This window comes from Cohnella sp. GCM10020058 (assembly GCF_042683485.1).
Taxonomy (GTDB): Bacteria; Bacillota; Bacilli; order Paenibacillales; family Paenibacillaceae; genus Cohnella.
Map to the genome: position 1 here is coordinate 1 of NZ_JBHUJV010000017.1, position 17,753 is coordinate 17,753.

General features: G+C 58.1%; 15 protein-coding genes and 2 pseudogenes. 9 read left to right on the plus strand and 8 right to left on the minus strand.

All coding sequences use genetic code 11. The annotated features are described in order from the left end of the window. Positions 1 to 97 precede the first annotated feature (97 nt). The 4 genes and pseudogenes from ACFSR7_RS27475 to ACFSR7_RS27490 form a co-directional block, all read right to left on the minus strand. Complete coding sequence (locus tag ACFSR7_RS27475; protein ID WP_378168221.1) at positions 98 to 754, minus strand: hypothetical protein; 657 nt, start codon at positions 752 to 754, stop codon at positions 98 to 100. A gap of 78 nt (positions 755 to 832) precedes the next feature. Further along, a pseudogene (locus tag ACFSR7_RS27480) lies at positions 833 to 1,006 on the minus strand (transposase); the annotation flags it as partial. 326 nt (positions 1,007 to 1,332) lie between these two features. After that, a pseudogene (locus ACFSR7_RS27485) lies at positions 1,333 to 1,481 on the minus strand (CxxH/CxxC protein). Between the two features lie 205 nt (positions 1,482 to 1,686). Beyond that, positions 1,687 to 4,836, minus strand: coding sequence for a transglycosylase domain-containing protein (locus ACFSR7_RS27490; protein WP_378167202.1), 3,150 nt, complete (start codon positions 4,834 to 4,836; stop codon positions 1,687 to 1,689). Between the two features lie 225 nt (positions 4,837 to 5,061). On the opposite strand from ACFSR7_RS27490, the gene ACFSR7_RS27495 reads away from it, so the two are divergent. Together ACFSR7_RS27495 and ACFSR7_RS27500 are read left to right on the plus strand one after the other, a co-directional pair. Then, positions 5,062 to 5,562, plus strand: a complete 501-nt coding sequence (locus ACFSR7_RS27495; RefSeq protein WP_378167203.1) for an NfeD family membrane protein — start codon at positions 5,062 to 5,064, stop codon at positions 5,560 to 5,562. A gap of 39 nt (positions 5,563 to 5,601) precedes the next feature. Next, positions 5,602 to 7,152 carry a flotillin lipid rafts scaffold protein FloT gene (locus ACFSR7_RS27500; protein ID WP_378167205.1) on the plus strand — a complete coding sequence of 517 codons (1,551 nt, stop codon included), beginning with the start codon at positions 5,602 to 5,604 and terminating at the stop codon, positions 7,150 to 7,152. Positions 7,153 to 7,370: 218 nt separating this feature from the next. On the opposite strand, the gene rpsD is transcribed toward ACFSR7_RS27500, so the two are convergent. Beyond that, entirely contained in the window at positions 7,371 to 7,970 is a 600-nt protein-coding gene (gene rpsD / locus ACFSR7_RS27505; protein WP_378167207.1) for a 30S ribosomal protein S4, read from the minus strand. 376 nt (positions 7,971 to 8,346) lie between these two features. Here rpsD and ACFSR7_RS27510 point away from each other — a divergent pair, with 376 nt between their 5' ends. From ACFSR7_RS27510 to ACFSR7_RS27530, 5 genes are all read left to right on the plus strand, one after another. Further along, positions 8,347 to 10,329 (plus strand): GGDEF domain-containing protein, encoded by a 1,983-nt coding sequence (locus ACFSR7_RS27510; protein WP_378167209.1) that lies wholly within the window; start codon positions 8,347 to 8,349, stop codon positions 10,327 to 10,329. Between the two features lie 143 nt (positions 10,330 to 10,472). Beyond that, positions 10,473 to 11,588, plus strand: coding sequence for an aminopeptidase (locus ACFSR7_RS27515; RefSeq protein ID WP_378167211.1), 1,116 nt, complete (start codon positions 10,473 to 10,475; stop codon positions 11,586 to 11,588). Positions 11,589 to 11,671: 83 nt separating this feature from the next. After that, a complete protein-coding gene (locus ACFSR7_RS27520; RefSeq protein WP_271749424.1) occupies positions 11,672 to 11,911 on the plus strand; it encodes an HPr family phosphocarrier protein in 240 nt (79 codons plus the stop codon). A gap of 141 nt (positions 11,912 to 12,052) precedes the next feature. Then, positions 12,053 to 12,655: a DedA family protein gene (locus tag ACFSR7_RS27525; RefSeq protein WP_378167213.1), complete on the plus strand. Its 603-nt coding sequence runs from the start codon at positions 12,053 to 12,055 to the stop codon at positions 12,653 to 12,655. A 160-nt stretch (positions 12,656 to 12,815) separates the two neighbouring features. Continuing rightward, complete coding sequence (locus ACFSR7_RS27530) at positions 12,816 to 13,115, plus strand: Fpa/YlaN family protein (RefSeq protein ID WP_378167214.1); 300 nt, start codon at positions 12,816 to 12,818, stop codon at positions 13,113 to 13,115. Positions 13,116 to 13,180: 65 nt separating this feature from the next. On the opposite strand, the gene cax is transcribed toward ACFSR7_RS27530, so the two are convergent. Beyond that, positions 13,181 to 14,239, minus strand: coding sequence for a calcium/proton exchanger (gene cax / locus ACFSR7_RS27535; RefSeq protein ID WP_378167216.1), 1,059 nt, complete (start codon positions 14,237 to 14,239; stop codon positions 13,181 to 13,183). Positions 14,240 to 14,390: 151 nt separating this feature from the next. Between cax and ACFSR7_RS27540 the strand changes: the two genes are divergently transcribed. Further along, on the plus strand, positions 14,391 to 14,783 hold the full coding sequence (locus tag ACFSR7_RS27540) for an Asp23/Gls24 family envelope stress response protein (RefSeq protein ID WP_378115266.1): 393 nt from the start codon (positions 14,391 to 14,393) through the stop codon (positions 14,781 to 14,783). 44 nt (positions 14,784 to 14,827) lie between these two features. Here ACFSR7_RS27540 and ftsW read toward each other — a convergent pair whose 3' ends face one another. Next, positions 14,828 to 16,012, minus strand: a complete 1,185-nt coding sequence (ftsW, locus tag ACFSR7_RS27545) for a putative lipid II flippase FtsW (protein WP_378167218.1) — start codon at positions 16,010 to 16,012, stop codon at positions 14,828 to 14,830. 16 nt (positions 16,013 to 16,028) lie between these two features. Then, complete coding sequence (locus ACFSR7_RS27550; RefSeq protein WP_090115382.1) at positions 16,029 to 16,373, minus strand: YugN family protein; 345 nt, start codon at positions 16,371 to 16,373, stop codon at positions 16,029 to 16,031. A gap of 158 nt (positions 16,374 to 16,531) precedes the next feature. Here ACFSR7_RS27550 and ACFSR7_RS27555 point away from each other — a divergent pair, with 158 nt between their 5' ends. Further along, the gene (locus ACFSR7_RS27555; RefSeq protein ID WP_378167220.1) at positions 16,532 to 17,743 is read left to right on the plus strand and encodes a M20 metallopeptidase family protein; all 1,212 of its coding nucleotides are present in this window, start codon (positions 16,532 to 16,534) and stop codon (positions 17,741 to 17,743) included. Positions 17,744 to 17,753 lie beyond the last annotated feature (10 nt).

Below are 17,753 nucleotides of genomic sequence, written 5' to 3' on the forward strand. Positions count from 1 at the left end.
CTACCAGTTCGACTTTTTGGCTTGTACCACAAAAATGAAACTGTAAAAACCTGATTAAATACCCACGTGCATCCATCTATCTCGATTAGGTCAATGTTTATGCAAGGCTAGTGCACTTAATCGGATAAACGCCCAGGCTTCTTCCAACCAGTTTCCGATAAATGATTGTAGCCGTCGTGCCGCATAAGCCTACTAATTCAACCAACGAACCGCTGCGAAACATGCGCCGAAAGCAAAATTCATCCAGATATGCCTGCAGATGCTTCGGTCCGATCCCTCCGAACGTCCGGGCCAGCCACCTGACGGCTTCCGTCCATGCTGCATGCAGCGCCGAACGTTCCTTGCGGTTGTGGCGGTCAAAGATCTTGATCTCGCCGGGCTCCTCCTCAGAATCGACAGCGTGATGCAACAAAAAACGCTCGATAACGCCCATGCCGTCCAGGACGTTTCTCGTGCGATCCACACGCTTAATTTTCAACTGCTCGACCATATCCGTTTGTTTATGGACAGAAGCGCCAACAATGACAGATTGTGCTTTATGCTCTGGAGCCGCATGACTACCGCTAAAATGACGGTGGAATTCGTATCCGTAGAACTCGCCAAGCAATTGTAAATTACCCGCGAGAGGGAGCTTGGCATCCCGGTGCTCGATGGCATGGCGAAGCTTGTGATTCATTAGCCACGCGGTCTTATAGGTCACCAGAATGAGCTCGGCCAGCAGCTTGGCGCTGATGCCAATCTGCATCAAATACATCGCTTGAAACCACTTGTACAGCGGCGTACGCGTGCCTTCGAGTATCGTCCGTGCAGTAAGCGAAGTCTGATGTCGGCAGGAGACGCATTCCAACAGCCCGCGCCCCCTTGAGGCAACGCGATAATAGTGTGGAAGTGAACAGCGTGGGCATCTGTAACCTTCAGGCCACTTCGCCATAAAGAGGGCGCTCTCGCAATCTTCCTCGCTATAAGTCGGCAATCCGTCTCCGATCGAATATCGGCTAACGCCCATCGCACTCACCTCGAAGAGAACATTTGTTCTTATTGTAGCGAAATGTGGATGTCGTGTCTACTGATTTTTGTGCTTTTTGACGGGACGAACAAGCTTTGAAAAACAGCTCGTGTCCCCCTGATTGAAGGGGATATGGTTAAAACGTATCGCGCTAACCTACGACTGTCCCTGATTAAAGGGGATGCCATTAAAACGTATTTCGCAGACGATCGCTCCCTGATTGAAGGGGATACCGTTAAAACGCGTCGTATAGTTGAATTCACTTCATAAATCAGAAACGCGGCAATCGTGACTCTGGGCATAAAAAAGAGAACGCCGAAGCGTCCTCAGACGATAAGAAAAACCGGCTCCTTGCAATATTCGCAGTGTGGCAGCGGATCCCATGCATAGAACTTGGTTTCCATCAAATTGACGAGATCGGGCGCGTCCTCGTATTCGTCGACGAAGGGTCGATCGTGAGCTCCACGAGTTCTATAGATACGCGATACCTGATAGGGGACGTTAAGCCGCCCCTTCGGAATGGCTGTAGGATAATCCATTCCGAAGGGACTCCGCGCGAATCAAATTTCGGTTATCCGGGCAATTTTCCGATCTTCACTCAAAGCTTTTCTTGGACGAATAAAAAAACGCTTCGGCAGACGATAAACGATGCCGAAGCGTTCTTTGTGAACGGATAGAAGCTAACTGTTCTTGACCTCGACGGAAGGCGAGGCGTCGGAGGCCCCGGTATCGTTAACGGCTCGTACGCGGTACCAGCCGGCCGTGTTATTGCCGGACAACTCGTATTGGTTGGACTGCGTCGACTCGACACGCCTGTAATTGCCTTTCTCGCTGGCGCTGTACCATACCTCATAACGCGTTACTTTGTCGGCGTCGGGGTTGGCGTTCCAGCTGAGTGTCGTACCGCCTGCCGAAGGTTGAGCGGCGAGGCCGGCTGGCGCGGACGGGGCCGCGGGCTGCGCCTGACCGGGATCGTTCGACGGCGTCCCGCCGTTCGTTATCGGATCCACCTGGCCGGTGCCCTGGCCGTCAAGCGGCGGGACATTGTCATTCGGCTTCGGGTCTCCGCCGTTGTCGCCACCGCCACCGCCGCCGCCGCCGGACGAGGAGGATTCGCTGCGTCCGGATTCGTTACCTGCGACATCGACGGCCGTTACGGCGTACCTGACGCTGCCGGAGGACGAATAGTCGATGAAGCGGGTGTCTTCGCCGGTCAGCACGGTGCTGCCTGTCTTGACAAACGAGCCGCCGTTCACCGAACGATACAGGCGGTAGCCGACGACGTCCGCCTGCGGACTTTTGGTAAAGGAGATGCGCGCTTTGCCGCCGCCGAGCTGTTCGACCGTAATATTGCCTGGCGCACTCGGCGCCGAGCCGTCGTCCACGCGCGGATCGGGCTTCGACGGCGCACCGCCAGAGGCATCCTTCGGCAAATAATAGGACAGCGCCTTCCGGCTCGAAGCCGGCACTTTGTCGAGCGCGGCTTTCAACTGCTCGATCAGCTCGTCAAGCGGCTTCTCCCGCTTGGTCATAATCGATTCGCGGAGCATGTCTTCCGGCGTCTCCGGCGACGGCTTATAGTTCACGCCGTTGTAGGAGATGTACTTGACGGCGACGAGGGCGTCGTCTTCCTCCGTCGGAATGTATTTTTTGTTGAAAATGTCCGTCACGAGCTTGCCTGCGGACCGGGTGAGATCGGTCGGCAGTTTGCCGCTGACGCTCGATACGGTCATCGAGACGATGCCGTCCGGCTTCTTGAATTCCGTTGTCGGGAAAAGCTCGGGGCGGGCTTCGGTCACTTCGTTCATGACCTTGGTCCAAATATCCCTGGCGCGCGCGTGTCCGTCGGTGGAGAGCGTGTTGACCGACTTTTCGTAGCCCGCCCAGACGCCCAGCGTGATGTCCGGGGTAAAGCCCTCGAACCAGACGTCCGCATAGTTGGAGGTTGTGCCCGTTTTGCCGACGATCGGAATCTTGCCGTAATTTTTAAAGCCGTTTTTGACGGATTTGCCTGTTCCGTCCGTGACGACCGTGCGGAGCATATCGGTCATCAGGTACGCGGATTGCTCGGAGACGACGCGCTTGGGCGACGCCTTGTGCTCGTATACGATGTTGCCGTACGAATCCTTCATTTTTTCGATCAGGTACGCATCGTTGAACACGCCTTTGTTGGCGATTGCGCCGTACGCGTTGGTCAGCTCCTCGACGGTGACGCCGTACTTGAGACCGCCGATAACGCCGGTCTGCGCATAGTCGTCTTCCGGCACGAGCGTCGTGATGCCCAGCTGGCGCGCGAAGTCCCATGCGCCCTTGATCGTGACCTTGTCGAGGAATACCTTGAGCGCCGGCAGGTTGAGCGATTGGTTAAGCGCATACCGTGCCGTGACGAGGCCCGAATACCGGTTGTTCGAATTTTTCGGAATATGCAGGCTCGAGCCGCTGTTTTTCAGAATAATCGGCGCGTCGTCCAAAATGCTGGCCGGGCTGATGAGCCCCTTGTCAATTGCCGGCAGGTAGGCGCCGATCGGCTTCATGGCCGAGCCTGGCTGCCGCTCCATCTGCGTAGCGAAATTGAGCTGCTCGATATGGAAGTCGCGGCCTTCGATCATGCCGAGAATCGCGCCGGTCTTGTGGTCCAGCATGACGGCGGCCGTCTGCTCGACGCCTTTGGTCTTGCTGTCCGGCGAGAAGTTTTTTGGATCCTCCGCTACTTTGTGCATCGTGTCGTATACTTTTTTATCGATGGTCGTGGTAATTTTGTAGCCTCCGCGCAGGAGCTGCTCGCGCGCGTCTTCGATAAGAGAGGCATTTTCCTTTTTCTTGAGATCGTCGATGGTGAGCGTCGGGTTTCGCTGCAGCACGAGCTGCATGGCGGCTTGGCGTTCGACCTCGAGCATCAGATACGGATACGTGTTATAGGCCTTTTCCGTCGGCTTGGCGAGCGAGCCGTAGACGTCGAACCCGATCGCTTCGTCGTATTGCTGCTGATTGATCTTGCCATATTCGAGCATCTTCTGCAGGACGAGTTTCTGTCTGGCCAGCGCCCGCTTGAAGTTGGCTTCGTTGAAGTCGCCTTTGCCCGTGAAGGCCGAATAAGCGGAAGGACGCTGCGGCAGCCCGGCCAGGTAAGCCGCTTGCGCCAGATTGATCTTGCTCAAATCCTCGATGCCGAATATCCCTTTGCTGGCGGCCTTGATACCATACACCTGGTAACCGGAAGCGCCGTTGCCGTAAGGAATTTTGTTCAAGTAAGCGGTGAGGATCTCTTCCTTGCCCAGGAAGCGCTCGAGCCGCAGGGAGAGGAAGATCTCCTTGGCTTTGCGGCTTTGCGTCTGGTCGAGACTGAGGAATACGCGGCGCGCCAGCTGCTGCGTAATCGTGCTGCCGCCCGTCTGCACGTCCTCGTTGAGCAGCTGCTGCTTGACGGCGCGGAACAATCCGTTGGTGTCGACGCCCACATGATTGAAGAAATTTTTGTCCTCGATGGACAGAACCGAATCGATGATGACCTGAGGAATCTTGTCGTACGTGATCGGCTGCCTGTCTTCCTCGGTACGGAGCTGGCCGATCAGCGTTCCGTCCCGGAAATAGACGAAACCGGTTGCATTGTTTTCGTTGATCTTCTCCTCGATTAACGCTCTCGACCGGATGGGATCGTCCTTGACCAAGGCTGCGATATATCCGCCAACGGCGCCGCCTGCGGCTAGACCTGCCAATACGGCGAAGAATACCAGCCACAATATGGTATAAGTGAACAATTTGGCGGCCATGACCCATGGCGAGCGTTTTTTTCGTTTCGGCTTCTTGGAAGGCTGTTTGGTATCGCTCATTATGTATCCTCCTTCAACAAAACAGTCTTATTATATCACAATAGGCGATTGTTTGACCTCCCGCATCTCCGTTCGATTGTATTCGTGCGCCAAGAAGGGACAAACTCTTCCATTTTTTTCACCGATTGGCCCATAACAGGAGAGGGCAGAGAAACTTTTGGAAATGCTTGTCGTATGTAATAATGTCGTCGAAAACGGATTCTGGTGCAGAAGGAGAGGGGAAGCGTGGAGATTTTGTTCTGGAGCTGTTTGGCGTTTGGCGTGCTGATGGCATTGGTCACGCTGCTCGTCGGCGATCTCGGAGGCGCGTTCGAGTTCCTCCCTCACGATCTGTTCGAGCCCGTCGTCCTGGCGGGGGGGATTACGATCTTCGGCGGCGCGGGGCTGCTGCTGGCCCGTTACTCCGAACTTCCGGCCGGAGGCGTGTATGCATGCGCTGCCGCGGCCGCCGCGTTCGGCGGTCTGGCGATGCACTTCGTCTACGTGAGACCGATGAAGAACAGCGAAAATTCGGTCGCGTACTCGATTCGGGATCTGGAGGGAAAGCGGGCCGAGGTCATCACGTCCATTCCGGCCGTCGGCTTCGGCGAGGTGCTCGTACGGGTGGGCGCCGGCAATGCCAATCACATTGCCGAAAGCTTCGACAGCGAAGCGCTGGCCGAAGGAACGAAGGTCGTCGTCGTGCGCGTGAAGGACGACGTGCTCGGCGTATCGCGGCTGGAGTAGCAAAGGAATTCATACTTAGATGAGTAGAGGAGAATGCAAATGCAAACGATTGACGAAGCGCTTTATATTCCGATCATCGTAGTCGCCGTACTGCTTGTGCTTGGACTCGCGTTTTGGGCGCGATACAAGACGGTGGCGCCGGATCTCGCCATGATCGTGACCGGCTCGTTCCTCGGCAGCAAAAACGTGTCCGTGGACGAATCGGGCCGCCGGATCAAGATCGTGCGGGGCGGAGGCGCTTTTATATTGCCGATATTCCAGCAAGCCCAGTTTCTGTCGCTGCTGTCGCACAAGCTCGACGTAAGCACGCCTGAAGTATACACGGAGCAAGGCGTGCCGGTGCTGACCGATGCGGTGGCGATCATCAAGATCGGCGGCGCGGTGGAGGACGTGGCTACGGCTGCCGAGCAGTTCATGGGCAAGCCGACGGATGCGCTCCGCGGCGAAGCGCAAGAGGTGCTCGAGGGCCATCTGCGCGCCATTCTCGGCACGATGACGGTCGAGGAGGTATACCGGAACCGGGAGCGCTTTGCGCAGGAGGTTCAAGGACAGGCGGCGCGCGATTTGAAGAAGATGGGCCTGCAGATTGTTTCGTTCACGATCAAGGACGTCCGCGACAAGCACGGCTATCTCGAAGCGCTCGGCAAGCCGCGGATCGCGGCCGTCAAGCGGGATGCGGATATCGCCGAAGCCCAAGCGATCCGGGACTCGCGGATTCAGAAGGCCGCGGCGGAGGAGCAAGGCCAGAAGGCTGAGCTGCTGCGCGATACCAACGTCGCCGAAGCGACGAAGGAAAAAGAACTGAAGGTCGCTTCCTTTAAAAAGGAGTCGGACTTGGCGAAGGCCGAAGCCGACCAGGCTTATTCCATTCAAGAGGCGCGATCGAAGCAAAGTGTCGTCGAGGAGCAGATGCAGGTCGAGATCGTGCGCAAGGAGCGGGAGATCGATCTGGAGGGGAAGGAGATCCTTCGCCGCGAGAAACAGTACGACGCCGAGGTCAAGAAAAAAGCCGACGCCGATCGCTATGCGGTCGTACAGGCGGCCGAAGCGGACAAGGCCAGACAGATCAACGAAGCGGATGCCCATAAGTACCGCATCGAGGCGGAGGCCAAGGCAAACGCCGAGCAGAAGCGGTTGAACGGCTTGGCTGAAGCCGAAGCGGCGCGGGCGAAAGGTACGGCCGATGCGGAAGTCGTGCGGCTGCGCGGTTTGGCCGAAGCGGAAGCGAAGGAAAAGCTTGCGCAGGCGTTCGAGAAGTTCGGCGAGGCTGCTGTGCTAGACATTATCGTGAAGATGCTGCCGGAGCTCGCCGGCAAGGTGGCGGAGCCGATCTCGTCGATCGACAAGCTCACCGTCGTCGACACGGGGCACGGCGAAGGGGCGGCTCGCGTCAGCAATTACGTGACTTCGCTTATGGCGACCGCGCCCGAGATGCTGAAGAGCGTGTCCGGCATCGACATCGGGCAGCTCGTCCAGCGCTTGACCAACCCAGGCAAGCACGCGCCGGCGACGACGCCTGCAACTGCTGCGGCAACCGTGCCGGTGGCGCTGTCGCAGCAGGGAGACGGAACACAAGGCACGAACGTTTAGTCTTGGCTAGTCGAACTTATCCGTCCTATGATGGATCCATGAACAGCCCGTCCGCATCAGCGGACGGGTTTGTTGCGCTTTGCCAGCTGGCGTGGATTGATATCGTTAATGCGCCAATATCCGCGACCCATGGACGGAAATAGCGGCTGACTATGCCTAAAATTCCAATAAAAAACGCCCCGGCTGAGCCGGAGCGCACACTTGCGATGGCAAAACGATTAGCGGCTGTAGAATTCGACGATTTGTTGTTCGTCGATGTCTTGGGACAGCTCTTCGCGGCTAGGCAGGCGAACGTACTTGCCTTCCATAGCGGCTTGGTTTAAGTCCAGGTAGCCGGCGATGTGGTGACGGGAGTCCGAAGCTTCCTTGATCGCCTTCAGGCCGCGGCTGCGTTCGCGAAGACCGATGATGTCGCCTACCAGTACCGTGTACGAAGCGATGTCGACCTTCTTGCCGTTAACGGTGACGTGACCGTGCGACACGAGTTGGCGAGCGCCTGCGCGGGAGTTGGACCAGCCGAGGCGGTATACCAGGTTGTCCAGACGGCTCTCAAGCAGGAACATGAAGTTTTCACCCGACTTGCCCTTCAGCTTGGAAGCGCGGTCGAACAGGTTGCGGAATTGCTTTTCGTTCAGGCCGTACATGTGGCGCAGCTTTTGCTTTTCGAGCAATTGCTGGCCGTAGCCGCTGATCTTGCGGCGTTGGTTCGCGCCGTGCTGCCCCGGAGGGAACGCGCGCTTGAGGTCTTTGCCGGTACCGCTCAGGGAAATGCCGAGGCGGCGGCTCAGTTTAAATTTAGGACCGGTATATCTGGACATGAATGTGTGACTCCTTTTTCAAAAGGGAATTTTTTGAAAATGGGTTGTCGTTGCGCCGAACGCATTCCATAAAGAAGAGAATCTCCTTCCCGGCAAGAAGTTCAGCCGCTGCCCGCCGAGGGAACCGTTCGTGAGGGTGACACAAACAATGAGCCCAATGTTCAACTATACATATTATAAGAAAAACAAGGAGAATGTCAAGGTCGTTACGCTTACAGCTGGACAACTTAAATGGTGCTTGCTTTCCAAGGAAAATATGCGGGTTATATAAGTGTCGAGACGCAAGACGCAAGTCCCGATATTTGCTCGCTTTCTAGTGCAAAAATCACGAGTCCATTGTATAGTTAATATAGAAGCGCGGCGGGGAGGGTCCGGGATGGTTCAACCAAGGGAAAATTTAGACTCGGTTCGACATCATCATCGCGCTGGGATCGAGCTCAAGAGCGCTACGGATGACTTGCCGTCTTGGATAGCGGGACAGGATTTAACGGAAGCCGATCTTCCTTATATACATGAACTGCTGCAAAAAAGCTTCGGAGATTGGGTCGAGCAGAGCGAGGGCTTTCCATGGCTGTCCGGATGGCCGATCGTGCTCGTTCACCCCGATTATACCGAAGTCGCCGTCTCCGGCGCATCCGCGAATGCAGGGCTGCCGGTCTCGTGGCGCTTTGAGGTAGCGGGTCCGACCGCGGCCGGCATGGCGCTCGAGTCGTGCCGGCCGGCGCTCATGCGCGCAGAGGAGCACGGTCATCCCGCGCTGAGGAGCCGGGATACGCTGGCCGTGCCGATATTCAGCCGCTCCACCGGGTTCGTGTGCGCGGCGATCGTCTGCGCGGCGCCGGCCGGCGCCGCGGGTGCCGGGGAGCTCAAGCTCCTGCAGGCCGCGGCGCTGCATTTCAAGAGCTGCCTGTACCGCCGTTTTGAGCATCTGTTCGTCGAGAGCCAGCTGCACGCGTCCAATCGCGCCAAACGGGAAGACCGGCGCAAGGACCGGCTGCTGGATATCATGCGGCGAATGAACGACCACATCGACGTGGAGAACGTGCTGGCCGAGGTTTTCAGCAGTCTCGAGCAGATGTATCCGACGTGCAGGACGAACCTCTTTTTGTCGCAAGATTACAGCAGCATCAACGAGCGCGTGCAGCCGCTCGCTTTTCATCACCAGGACATGGACCTGTGCTGGAGAGCGTTCATGGACGGCGAGCGGCGCGAGGACGGCGTCGGCGAGTTTCGCCGGGTCGCGTTTCCGCTGGCGGGCAAGCAGGGCGTATACGGCGTGCTCCGGCTCGATCTGTCGGCAGAGCCGTTCGACGATCTCGACATGCGCTTCGTCTCGACGCTGACGAGCGGAGCGGGCACCGCCTTTGAGAAGGCGCGGATGCACGAGCAGGCGAACGTGCTGATCGGAGAGCTTCGTCTGATCAACGAGCTGACGCAGCGCCTTAACAGCAGCCTTCGCCTGTCGGACACGATTCAGTTCGCAACGTCCGAGCTGATGTCGATTTTTAACGCTGACTTTTGCTTCATCATGCAGCTCGACATGCAGCTGAATCACTTCAGCGTCATCTCGTCCAACGTGCCGGAGCTGAACAACGACGTCTTCACGATCGATTACGGCTTTTGCGGCGTCATGCTGGCGACCAAGGAGCCGATTATTCTGTCGGATTATCATTCGGCGACGCCGGTCAGATCCCGGCTGCTCGAATCGACGCGCTCGCGCTCGCTGATCGCCTCTCCGCTGCTGCTGAACGGCGAAGTGATCGGCGCCATCATGGTTACGCATCGTCAGCCGAATCATTTTTCCTACGAAAATTACAAGCTGCTGCAGGTGCTGTCCGCGCATATCGGACTCGCGGTGTCGAATTCGTCGCTGCACGCCGAAGTGCGGCGTATGGTCATCACGGACAATCTTACGGGGCTGTATGCACGCCATTATTTGAACGAACGGATTCAGCGCAAGCAGGAGAAGGATGCGTCGGGCTCATTGATCGTCGTCGACATCGACCATTTCAAGAAAATCAACGATACTTACGGCCATCAGGTGGGCGACGCGATTCTAATCCAAGTCAGCTCCATCATCCGCAGTGCGATTCGGGAGAGCGATATTGCTGCGCGTTGGGGCGGCGAGGAGCTCGCCATCTATTTGCCGCAGCTGAGTCTCGATCAGACGCTCAAAGTGGCCGAGAGGATCCGCAGCCGCGTTGAGGAGGAGACCGCGCCCAAGGTGACGGTGTCATGCGGCGTGTCGGAGTGGTCCGCAGGCGACGAGCGGATCAGCGTCGAATCGCTGTTCTACCGCGCGGATATGGCGCTTTACGAAGCCAAGCACCAGGGCCGCAACTGCGTGACGGTCGGCTGACCGCAACCGGCGGTGCGTCCAAGGACAAGTCGGAGGAGCTTCCTCCGCTTGTCCTTTTTGGCGTTACGGCATTTTTAAATATGAGGTCCGCGGTGGTACAATGTTAGCACGCTTAAGACAACAGACAATCGGAGGTCGTATCGATGCGCGACGCGCGAATTCAACAATTGGCGGCTAATCTGGCCGGATATTCCGTTAACGTGCAGCCGGGCGAGCATGTGCTGATCGAGATGATCGGACCGGAGCGCGAGCTGCTCAAGGCGCTTGTCGAGGAGGTCGCGAAGCGCGGCGGATACCCGCACGTGGAGATCGAGGACCGCTCCGTCACGCGAGAGCTGCTGCGCTATGCCCGTCCGGAGATGGTCGAGACGTGGGCTGCGTACGAGATGGATAGGATGAAGCGCATGCAGGGCTATATCGGTATCCGCTCCGGGGAAAACGTGAACGAGCTGTCCGACGTGCCCAAGGACAAAATGGCGCTCTACGACAGCATGCATCGTCACCCGATCCATCTGGAGCAGCGCGTTAAGCATACCAAATGGGTCGTGCTCCGCTACCCGAACGCCTCGATGGCGCAGCTGTCGGGCCGTTCCACCGAAGCGTTCGAAGATTTTTACTTCGACGTCTGCAATCTCGATTACGCCAAAATGGACAAAGCGATGGATCCCCTTCACGAGCTGATGAAGAAAACGGACAAGGTGCGGATTACGGGGCCCGGTACCGAACTGACCTTCTCAATCCGGAGCATCGGCGCCAAAAAATGTTCCGGCGCCCGCAATATCCCGGACGGCGAAGTTTACTCTTGTCCGATCCGCAATTCGGTGAACGGCACGATCGCTTACAATACGCCGAGCGTTTACAACGGATTCGCTTATGAAAACATCACATTTACGTTCGAAAACGGAAAAATCGTCAAAGCGACCGCGAACGACAATGAGCGAATCAACGCGCTGCTCGACACCGACGAAGGCGCACGCTATATCGGCGAGTTCAGCCTCGGCTTCAATCCTTACATCCTTCATCCGATGAAGGACACGCTTTTCGACGAGAAAATCGCCGGAAGCCTGCATTTCACGCCGGGGCAAGCCTACGAGGATTGCGACAACGGCAACCGCTCGGCCATACATTGGGATCTCGTCCTGATACAACGCCCCGAGTACGGCGGCGGCGAGATCTATTTCGACGGCAAATTGATTCGCAAGGACGGACTGTTTGTCCTGCCCGAGCTGGAAGGATTAAATCCGGACAACCTGAAATGAAGCGTTTACCCCTTGCCACCGTTCCGCGATACAGAGTATGATGGGTAATGAAATCGTGAACCCTAATTCTTGGAGGGATTGCCTTGACCAACAACGCTGCAATCGTGGAATTGTCACAAACTGCGAACAAGTTCCGTTCTTCGATCGTGCTTCAAGCCGACAACAAGTACATCGACGTCAAAAGTATTCTGGGCCTTTTCACCACGCTCGTGGGCGGACATGCTTATGAGCTGCACGTCCACGGTCCCGATGCGGACGAGGCGAAGAAGGAGCTCGGCGAAGTGTTCGCCAAGCACAGCCTGAACGTCACGATCGTCGACTGACGCCTGCGGGCGAATCGTACCCGGCATTGCCCATATCGGCTTCCCCCGTCCATGTGGACGGGGTGTTTGTCTTCAAGGGACCTTTCGCCAATGTACATATCCGGGCAGCGCGCTGCCCCCACCAGGAGATGCAGACTATCCATGACCGATTCACTGCTAGGGCTCGTGTTCGAGTACGGCTACGTCGGATTGTTTCTCGCGATGGCGCTCGGCTTGGTCGGCATCCCCGTGCCGGACGAAGCGCTGCTGACCGCGGCGGGCTACCTGATGGCGCAAGGGCATCTGAAGCTGGGCTTCACGATGCTGGCGGCCATCAGCGGCAGCTTAACGGGCATGTCCCTTAGCTACTTGCTCGGCAGATGGCTCGGAAGGCCGCTGCTGACGAGGCTGGGACCGCTGATGCGCCTGACGCCGGACAAGCTCGCGAGACACGAGGCGCGCTTCTCCAAGTGGGGGCATGTCCTCGTGCTTGTCGGCTACTTCGTGCCCGGCCTAAGACATATGACCGCTTTGTTCATCGGTCTCGGCAAGCATCCGTACCGGCCGTTCCTGTTCTACGCTTCGCTGGGCGCGCTCGCGTGGACGAGCACGTTCGAGCTGATCGGCGTGCTTCTGGGCGAGCACTGGCGGGAGAGCGCCCTCTTCGTGCAGCGCGAGGCGGTCATGGCATTTGTGCTGCTCGTCGGCATGGGCGGTCTGCTTCTTCTTGTCAGGCGCTACTCGCTGCGGCGGAATAACGGCTGAAGCGATCTTTTTGCCGGCGCTTGCCGCCTTCTTTCTCCTTCCTGTCCTTGTGCTTGGGCCGCTTTTCGTCTAATATGAGTAGTGAAGCATTATATCGCGTATAAAAGGCGGCTTTGCCGTTTGTACTTGAATCGGCATGATTGGCACAGGGGGAGTGGGAATGGCTTCATCGGATGTCATGTTGAATCTGAACGAGAAGGCGCTTCGCCTCCTGCAGGACGACGCCGGCAAGATCGAGAAACTGATCGCCATCCAGATGGAGAACCTGGCGACCCGCAAATGCCCGCTTTATGAAGAAGTGCTGGACACTCAGATGTACGGCTTTTCTCGGGCGGTCGATTTTGCGGTGCGGGCAGGTCTCGTAGAAGAAGCGGAAGGCAAGCAACTGATCAGCCAATTGGAGCGCAACCTGGCGCTGTTATACGAAGCGTTGGCGCAGAAGGCCGAGCTCGACGCCTGAATGTTTTCGCAAAAAGACCCTTTCTTTTGGCCCGCAGCCGAGAGAAAGGGTCTTTCTTTTTTTGTCTAGATAAAGTAAAAAGCGACGCCGAGCATGATATAGACGAGGAGCAGCAGCTTGCCTTCGTACCAGGTCGTGGAGCCGTCGCGCGATACCGAGGTCGTGATCAGCGCCGCCACGGCGATCGCCGCGATCTCGACGGTGGTGAAGATCAGATCCATCTGCTCCGTGAACAGCAGGCTGACGAAGACGAGGACCGGAGCGACGAACAGGGCGATCTGGAGACTGCTGCCTACCGCGATCTCGACGGCAGCGCCCATCTTGTTTTTCATCGCGAGCATGATCGCCGCGCTGTGCTCGGCTGCGTTGCCGATGATGGCCACGATAAACGCGCCTACGAACAGCTCGGACATGCCGTAGTCGGCGGTGAACGTATGGAGCGTGCCGACCAGCCATTCGCTGACGAAGGCGACCATGACGGTCGCGACGACGAGGAACAGGATGGAGCGTCCCTTGGACCAGGTAGGGACTTCGCCATGAGCGGCCTGCGTGTCTGCATGGTCCTCCAGGAAGCTCTTATGCGTGATCATCGAATAAACCAGCCATCCGATATAGGCGACGATGAGCAGGCCGGCTACGATCTCGCTCATCCTGAAGGCGTCCGTGCCGCCGATATGCTCCGTTTTAACGAAGATTGCCGGCACGAACAGCGCGATTACGGCAAGAAGCATGAGCGAAGCGTTCTGGCCCGCCAGATGGACATTGAACTTTTGCTCCTTGAACTTGAGCCCGCCTGCGAACGCGCTGGCGCCGAGAACGAGCAGCAGGTTGCCGATAATGGAGCCGGTGAGGCTTGCCTTTACCATTTCGAACAAGCCTTCCTTAACGAGGAAGATGGCGATAATGAGCTCCGCCGCGTTGCCGAAGGTGGCGTTCAGGAAGCCGCCGAGCCGCTGCCCCGCATAATGGGAGACGGCTTCCGTCGATTTGCCGAGGAAGCCGGCGACGAATACAACCGCGATCGCCGATACGACAAACTGGAACACGGTATTCATGTGCGCGTAATGCGCAATGGCGCTTAGCACGAAAAAGACGGCCAAGAGCGGGAAAAACAGCTTTTTCAAATGGGGACACCTCGCGTCGGGAAATATGTATCGGACCGGCATTTCTTAATATATCCAATGCGGACCTACTTGTACAATACCCAATTGGTTGCGCGAGCCCTCATCTTCCATTACAATGTAGTCAATATCTTAACGGGAGCGTGGTCCGCGGATGAGCGAACAACTGCAAGAAGGCCTCATACGAATCTCCGACGACGTCGTCGCGACGATCGCCGGCCTGGCCGCGCTGGAGACGCCCGGCGTCGCTGCAATGTCCGGCGGGATGTCCGAGGGCCTGGCCAAGCGTCTGAGCGGCAAAAACGCCCAGAAGGGCGTATCCGTCGAAGTCGGTCAACTCGAGGCCGCCATCGATCTGCGCATCGTCGTGCTGTACGGCAGCCCGATCCAGGAAGTCGGACGCCGCCTTCAAGAGAACGTACGCGAAGCCGTGGAGAATATGACGGGCCTGCGCGTCGTCGAAGTGAACGTCAAGGTCGAAGGGGTCGCCTTCAAGGACGAAGCCGGCGCCGAACAGGAAGAAGCGCTCACCGTTCGGGTCAAGTGAACGCGGCGCCATACATAAAGGCAACAAAAAAAGCGCATTGCTGCTCATACGTGCAGCGACGCGCTTTTTTTGCGAGGTTCCGGGCGCTGAACGCCTACCCGGTTGTATTCTCTGGAAATGCTGAGCAGGATGCCCATCCCGATCATCAGCGACAATAGCGAGGAGCCCCCGTAGCTGATAAAAGGGAGCGTGACCCCCGTCATCGGAATCGCATTGCTGACGCCGCCCATGTTGATAAGCGCCTGAATGCCGATAAGCGACACGAGGCCGACGCCGACGAGCGTACCGTAAATGTCGGGGCAGCGAAGCGAGACGATCAGCGCACGCCAGAGGAACAGCATGTAAAAAACTAAAAACAGCGTCACGCCGAAAAAGCCGAGTTCTTCCGCGATGACCGAAAAAATGAAGTCGTTGTAAGCTTCGGGCAAATAAAACAGCTTCTGCACGCTGTTGCCCAGGCCGGCACCCCAGAAGCCGCCGTGACCGAACGCCTCGAGCGAACGAAGCAGCTGCAAACCGTTGCCTTGCGGATCCGAGAACGGGTCGCGGTAAGCGGTGATTCGTTCCATCCGATAACCGCCGTCATGGCCGGAAGCGAGAAAGTAGATGCTGAGCACGAGCGCGGCCAGGCCGCCGAGGACGGCGGCGGACAACAGCACTTGCTTCAGATTGGCGCCGCCCGCAATGATGATGATCGCCGCTGTGAGCATCAGGATGACGCTCGATCCGAAGTCGGGCTGCAAAATGATCAATCCGACGATAAAGCCCACAACGATCATGACGGGAAGCAAGCCCCGCTTGAACTCGCGGAACTTTTCCTGCTTTTTCGTGATGATCGCTGCCAGGTACAGGATCACGGCGAGCTTGGCCAGCTCCGTGGGCTGGATGCCGAGGCCCGCGAAGCGGATCCAACTGCTCGCGCCGTTGATGGCCGAGAAAAACGGCACCATAATGAGCAGCACGATCGTGAACAGCATAAGCGGCAGAAAAAGCTTTTTGAACTTGGCGTACGGCACGTTCATAATGACGAGCATCAGAAACGTACCGAGTCCCGCCCAAGCGAACTGGCGCTTGGTGAAGTACAACGCGTCGTTGCCGAACTTCACCGTTGCCCCCGCCATGCTGGAGCTCGCGCTGAAAACCATGACCAGACCGAAACCGACCAGCGCCAGCGTCAATATCATCAGCAGAAAGTCGGGTGCGCCCCGCGAGCCTTCGGAGGTCTTCATCTGTCGCTCCGGAAGGTCAAGCGAGCAGCTGTCTGAGCTCGTTCAGGCGCAAGGTGGCGGTGTTGAGGATGGGCTGAGGCACCGGCGATTCGTACTCCATGCCGTGCGGGAACGTAGCGCGTCCGATATAGACCGCTTCGATCGCCAGGATCGCGTCCGGATTCTCCAGCCTGCCTTCGACGGCGCGCGTGCTGAAGCGCAGGAAGTAGTCGCTGTTCGTGCCTGCGTCGGTAAGCTTCAGATCGTATGTAGCGCGCGTATATTCCCACTGCCAGCGGATGAAGCCCACTTTCTCGGCCGACTCGTCCAGCGTGGCCAGATCGACTTGCGTCCCGTTCAATCCGGTATTTTCAATTAACATCCCAAGTTCCTCCTTTGAAAAATGCGGCAAGGCTTCGTTCCACCCTCCATCATAGACGGTTTGGACACCTTCTGCAAGCGTTCTTCCGCCCTTCCGCAAGCGTCGGGCGGAGCCGGCGGCGTGTCGGATCGGGGCGCGATCTGTTACAATAGAAAACAATGAAGAGCCATGGAGAGGAGACGGACGCTGTGGGCATCGATGAACAACAATTGCAGTCGCTTCATGGGCAAGCCGTCGAATGGCGCAGGCACTTGCACAAGCACCCCGAGCTGTCCTTCAAGGAAACGAATACCGCTGCGATGATTGCCGATTTGCTGGAATCCTGGGGGCTCGACGTCAGGCGCGGAGCGTCCGGTACGGGCGTCATCGCGAAGCTGGAAGGGGCGCTGCCCGGCAGAACCGTCGCCCTGCGCGCCGACATCGACGCGTTGCCCATTCAGGACGCCAAGGACGTCGCGTATGCGTCCACCGTCCCGGGCGTCATGCACGCCTGCGGACACGACGGACATACTGCGCAGCTGCTGGCGGCAGCCAAATATTATGCGGACAACCGGCAATCCACGGCAGGGACGCGCGTATTCTTGTTCCAGCCGGCCGAAGAGGTGCTCCCCGGCGGCGCGGTCGGCATGATCGCGGACGGCGCGCTGGACGGGGTGGATTTCATATACGGCATCCATCTGTGGACGCCGCTGCCCGTCGGCACGATCGCAACCCGGCCGGGTCCTCTGATGGCCGAGCCCGACGAGTTCGAGATTGAGATCCGGGGCCGGGGCGGCCACGGCGGCCTGCCGCACGAGGCTAGAGACGCGCTGGTCGCGGGCGCCCATCTGGTCGTCGCCCTGCAGACCGTCGTCTCGCGCAGCCTCGATCCGCTGGAGGCGGCGGTGCTGTCGATCGGGCAGTTTCGCGCCGGCACGGCGCGGAACGTTATCGCGGACAACTGCAAGCTGAGCGGCACCGTGCGAAGCTTCGATCCGCGCGTCCGCGAGCTCGTGCGCAGCCGGATGGACGATATCATCCGCCACGCCTGCGGGCAGCACGGCGTCGATTATACGTTCGAATTTTACGAAGGCTACCCGCCGGTCGTCAACGATCCGCATGAAGCGGCGCGCGTCCTGCGCGTCGCCGCGGAGGCGCACGATGAAGGCGAGGTTCGCGAGTGCGAACGAATCATGGCGGGCGAAGATTTTTCCTATTATTTGCAGGAGCGGCCGGGCTGCTTTTTTTTCGTCGGCGCAGGCCGTGCTGACGGTTCGTCCGCGCCGCACCACCACCCGGGCTTCGATATCGACGAGCGCGCGATACGGCACGCGATCAAGCTGCTGATCGCAGTGGCGGACGATGCGGCGGCGGACACGTCTGAGGCGTAACGTTGAGGGA

Bases quoted from the DNA above. Each gene is read 5' to 3' on its own strand.
- ACFSR7_RS27475 (WP_378168221.1), bottom strand. From the start codon at position 754: ATGTATTTGATGCAGATTGGCATCAGCGCCAAGCTGCTGGCCGAGCTC.
- ACFSR7_RS27490 (WP_378167202.1), bottom strand. From the start codon at position 4,836: ATGAGCGATACCAAACAGCCTTCCAAGAAGCCGAAACGAAAAAAACGC.
- ACFSR7_RS27500 (WP_378167205.1), top strand. From the start codon at position 5,602: ATGCAAACGATTGACGAAGCGCTTTATATTCCGATCATCGTAGTCGCC.
- rpsD (WP_378167207.1), bottom strand. From the start codon at position 7,970: ATGTCCAGATATACCGGTCCTAAATTTAAACTGAGCCGCCGCCTCGGC.
- ACFSR7_RS27510 (WP_378167209.1), top strand. From the start codon at position 8,347: ATGGTTCAACCAAGGGAAAATTTAGACTCGGTTCGACATCATCATCGC.
- ACFSR7_RS27515 (WP_378167211.1), top strand. From the start codon at position 10,473: ATGCGCGACGCGCGAATTCAACAATTGGCGGCTAATCTGGCCGGATAT.
- ACFSR7_RS27525 (WP_378167213.1), top strand. From the start codon at position 12,053: ATGACCGATTCACTGCTAGGGCTCGTGTTCGAGTACGGCTACGTCGGA.
- ACFSR7_RS27530 (WP_378167214.1), top strand. From the start codon at position 12,816: ATGGCTTCATCGGATGTCATGTTGAATCTGAACGAGAAGGCGCTTCGC.
- ACFSR7_RS27540 (WP_378115266.1), top strand. From the start codon at position 14,391: ATGAGCGAACAACTGCAAGAAGGCCTCATACGAATCTCCGACGACGTC.
- ftsW (WP_378167218.1), bottom strand. From the start codon at position 16,012: ATGAAGACCTCCGAAGGCTCGCGGGGCGCACCCGACTTTCTGCTGATG.
- ACFSR7_RS27550 (WP_090115382.1), bottom strand. From the start codon at position 16,373: ATGTTAATTGAAAATACCGGATTGAACGGGACGCAAGTCGATCTGGCC.
- ACFSR7_RS27555 (WP_378167220.1), top strand. From the start codon at position 16,532: ATGAAGAGCCATGGAGAGGAGACGGACGCTGTGGGCATCGATGAACAA.